5 protein-coding genes are annotated in these 3,391 nt (G+C 54.3%); all 5 read right to left on the reverse strand.

The window, feature by feature from the left end; genetic code table 11:
• Positions 1-458: acyl-ACP--UDP-N-acetylglucosamine O-acyltransferase (gene lpxA, locus Q7J88_RS01750; protein ID WP_303720429.1), on the reverse strand; the 458-nt coding region annotated here is incomplete at its 3' end.
• A 2-nt stretch (positions 459-460) separates the two neighbouring features.
• Positions 461-904: a 3-hydroxyacyl-ACP dehydratase FabZ gene (gene fabZ / locus Q7J88_RS01755; RefSeq protein WP_369681946.1), complete on the reverse strand. Its 444-nt coding sequence runs from the start codon at positions 902-904 to the stop codon at positions 461-463.
• Complete coding sequence (lpxD, locus tag Q7J88_RS01760; RefSeq protein WP_303720431.1) at positions 900-1,952, reverse strand: UDP-3-O-(3-hydroxymyristoyl)glucosamine N-acyltransferase; 1,053 nt, start codon at positions 1,950-1,952, stop codon at positions 900-902. The genes fabZ and lpxD overlap by 5 nt, the downstream gene beginning before the upstream one ends.
• Before the next feature lie 4 nt (positions 1,953-1,956).
• Positions 1,957-2,478 (reverse strand): OmpH family outer membrane protein, encoded by a 522-nt coding sequence (locus Q7J88_RS01765; RefSeq protein WP_303720432.1) that lies wholly within the window; start codon positions 2,476-2,478, stop codon positions 1,957-1,959.
• A gap of 70 nt (positions 2,479-2,548) precedes the next feature.
• On the reverse strand, positions 2,549-3,391 hold an 843-nt coding region (locus tag Q7J88_RS01770), incomplete at its 5' end, for a BamA/TamA family outer membrane protein (RefSeq protein ID WP_303720433.1).

Consider the following 3,391-nt stretch of genomic DNA (forward strand, 5'->3'; position numbering starts at 1 on the left):
ACGGCTACCAGCCCACCGAGAATCGCATTGTCCTCGACCTCGACATGTCCAGCCAGAGTGGCGGCGTTGGCCATAACGATCCGGTTGTGCACGATGCAGTCGTGAGCCACGTGCGCATAGGCCATGAACAGGTTGTCGCTACCGACGGTGGTGACGCCGCCGCCATCGACGGTGCCGCGGTGCAGGGTCGCGAACTCACGTACCCGGTTGCGGTCGCCGATGATCAACCGGGTCTCCTCGCCCTTGTATTTGAGATCCTGAGGACCGGCACCAACAGAAGCAAACTGGAGAATTTGATTGTCGCGACCAATCTCGGTCCAGCGCTCGATGACCACATGAGGACCGATCTGGGTGCCGGCGCCAATTTTAACATCTTCACCGATAATGCTGTACGGGCCGACCGAAACGTTTTCGTCAAGTTGTGCCGAAGGATGAATGATGGCTGTGGCGTGGATCATAGTTAGCCTGCCGCTGCGAATGTGGCCTTCAGTTCGGCCTCGGCCACCAGTTTGCCATCGACAAAACCTTTACCAGAAAAAGTATAGATGCCGCGTCTGACATTAACCAGGGTCAATTCCAGACGCAGCACATCACCAGGCAGCACTGGTTTGCGGAACCGCGCCTGGTCAATGCCGACAAAGTAAGGGACACGTCCAGCTTCAACCTCTCCCGCCAGATGAGAGTAAACTCCACCCACCTGAGCCATGGCTTCAAGAATCAGTACGCCGGGCATGATCGGATGCCCCGGGAAATGTCCCTGGAAGAACGGTTCATTGATGGTGACATTTTTGACACCGACAATTTTGCTCCCTTTTTCGAATTCGACGATCCGGTCGACCAGCAAAAAAGGATAGCGATGCGGCAGATATTTCATGACTTCAAGGACATTCAACTCCATGTCAATCATTCTCCTTAACAAGTTGTTGTTCCAGAGTTTGCAAACGCTGACGCATCTGTTGCATTTCGCGACGCATATCCGCCAGATGGGTCATGGTCGTGGCCATCTTAAGCCACTCGCGATGTGGCATCAGCGGGAAACCGGCCATCACCTGGTTGGCATCGACGTTGTTACTGACTCCACCGCGCGCAGCAATCGTTACGTTATCGCCGACCTTGAGGTGGCCGCTGGTTGCCGACTGACCACCAAAGGTACAATGACGACCGATTTCAGTACTACCGGAGATACCAACCTGAGCCACAAATATACAGTCTTCGCCGATCTGGGCGTTGTGCGCAATCTGCACTAGATTGTCGATCTTGCTGCCACGCCTGATGACGGTGTCGCCGAGGGTCCCACGGTCGATGCAGGTGCAGGCACCAATTTCCACGTCATCCTCGATGACAACCCGGCCGACCTGTGGAATCTTGACGTAGCGCTGACCATCCGGAGCAAAACCGAAGCCATCGGAACCGATCACCGCGTTCGGCTGCACAATCACCCGCTGGCCGAGAACACAGCGTTCACGAATCACCACCCCGGCGTGGATGACGGAATCTGCGCCAATTTCGGCGTCGGGGTAGACCTGTACGCCCGGATGCAGAACCACTCCAGCCGCAATTCTCACCCCGGCACTGACGACACAACCCGCACAGACGGTCGCCATCGGATCGATGATCGCCGACGAATCAACCACAGCCCCCGGAAGCACACCTTGCGGCAGACATGGGCCAGGGTGAAAATGAGTCAGAATTCTGGCAAAAGCCAGATAGGGATTTTTAACAAGCAGCAACGGCCGTTCGATTGCCCCTGCAAGGGACGGATGAACAATTACCGCGGCCGCGGTAGTCTGCTCCAACTGGCTGCGGTATTTCGGATTGGCCAGAAAGCTGATGTCACCGGCACCGGCCCGATCGAGCGGCGCTACACCGCGGATCGATATATTCGCCTCGCCACTGACCTCTCCACCGACCAGGGTGGCGAGGTCGCCGAGTGTAACAGCTCCAAGCGGCATGCAATTACTTCCCGCTCTGTTTGTCGTAGGTCTGGATGACACGATCCGTCAGGTCAATGGAGTCGCTGGCATAGAGAATCGAACTTTCAGTTTTTTCCAGGACCAGGGTATAACCTTCCTGCTTGCTGAGAGACTGCACAACCTTGAAGATCTCCTCGAGGATCTTGCGGGTGTAGTCCTGATCAGCCTGCTGCAATTCCTCCTGGATGTCCTTAGTCATCCGCTGATAATCTTTCACTTTTTGCTGATAATCACGTTCCTTAGCCGCCCGGGCCTCAGTGGAAAGAAGCATGGCCTGCTTCTCCAGGTCGTCCTTAAGCTTTTTCAACTCATCCTGCTTCTTCTGCACATCGGCATCATAATCCTTGAACTTGGCCTTCATCTTCTCCTTAGCAGCTTTGCCGGAAGACGACATATTGAGCGCCTTTTGCAGGTCAACATAACCGATCTTCATCTCCGCGGCCACGGCAACGGAAGCACACAGTAGGAACGACAGGACGCAAGCCAGAACCATCATTTTTTTCATATTGATACCCTTCTCTCCCCTGGTTGAGATTGGTTTACGCACTCAGGTATGAATGCGGAAATGAGTAAAATCAGAAAAAGCGGCCGATCATGAAGTCGAGCCGGGAGTTATCTTCCCACTCGTAAGGATCAAGATTGTAACCCCACTCAATGCGCAGCGGACCGAGCGGGCTGAGCCAGCGAATCCCGGCACCAACGCTGTAGCGCCACTCGGTGAACACATCGTATTCGCCCCCTTTACTGTCCCAGGCATTGCCGATATCAAAGAAGGTTACCCCCTTGAGACCAATCTCTTTCGACAGGGGGAAAATCATCTCAAAATTAGCAAACGCTTCTGTGTCCCCACCGGTGTAATCATCATTGGCTTTGTCGTAAGGGCCAACCTCTCTAGGCTCAAAACCGCGCAGGGTATTGATGCCACCGAGATAGAAGCGCTCATCCAAAGGAATCTTCTCCCCGGCGATTTCTTGAGCATAACCAACCTGCCCGTGGGCCGAGAAGACCACTCCGCCCAAACCAAGAGGCCAGAACCGCCGATAATCAGCAATGTATTTGCTAAATTTCTCGTCCCCACCAAGTCCAGCTAATTCCCATGACCCCTCAAGACGGGCGCCGTTGGAGGGATCCAGGCGATTGTCGGTAGTATCGCGGATCAAGGAACTGGTGATCGACGAGAGGGTCGAACGACCTTCTTCCTCTTTGATATCGTTACTTGCCCATATATCTACATCGTAAATATCTTTCATTTCGAAACGATACACGAACAGAGCCCGCGAATAGTCATCGTAGACCGGAAGTCCCAGCTTGAGGGCCCCACCGGTCGCATCGCGGCTGAAATCATCCCACTCGCGGGTGGTCTTGTAGAGTTCAAAGCCGAGGGTCAGATCCTTGTCCATGAAGTACGGATCGGTAAG

Origin of the sequence: Malonomonas rubra, assembly GCF_003247215.1 — a bacterium.
GTDB classification, from domain to species: domain Bacteria; phylum Desulfobacterota; class Desulfuromonadia; order Desulfuromonadales; family Geopsychrobacteraceae; genus Malonomonas; species Malonomonas rubra_A.

What these genes read in the sequence shown, in the direction of transcription:
- lpxD (WP_303720431.1), bottom strand. Translation starts at nt 1,952, where the DNA reads ATGCCGCTTGGAGCTGTTACACTCGGCGACCTCGCCACCCTGGTCGGT.
- Q7J88_RS01765 (WP_303720432.1), bottom strand. Translation starts at nt 2,478, where the DNA reads ATGAAAAAAATGATGGTTCTGGCTTGCGTCCTGTCGTTCCTACTGTGT.